Raw genomic sequence first — 284 nt, forward strand, 5'->3', positions numbered from 1 at the left:
GACCATGCAGCTGGAGCGGCCGCTCGCCCATTACCGCCCGGGTCAGTTTGCCTTTTTCGAATTTGACGCCAAGGAGGGGCCGCATCCCTTTACCCTGGTGCGGGTATCGGCGGATCGGCGCCAGCTGGTGATCGCGGTGCGGGCGCTTGGGGATCATACCCGTCAGCTGGTGGCAGAGGCGCGCGTCGGGGATGAGGTGGTGGTGACCGGGCCCTATGGCGCTTTTGTCGCCCCGCAAGGGGGAGGGCGAGCCCTCTGGCTGGGGGCCGGGATCGGTATCACCC

At 68.0% G+C, this 284-nt stretch carries 1 pseudogene; it reads left to right on the plus strand.

Features of this window, described 5'->3' with window-relative positions:
- Window positions 1-284 (plus strand): annotated as a pseudogene (locus AACS18_RS23095) (flavodoxin reductase); the annotation flags it as partial.

This window comes from Aeromonas sp. HMWF015 (assembly GCF_963878965.1).
Classification (GTDB): domain Bacteria; phylum Pseudomonadota; class Gammaproteobacteria; order Enterobacterales; family Aeromonadaceae; genus Aeromonas; species Aeromonas veronii.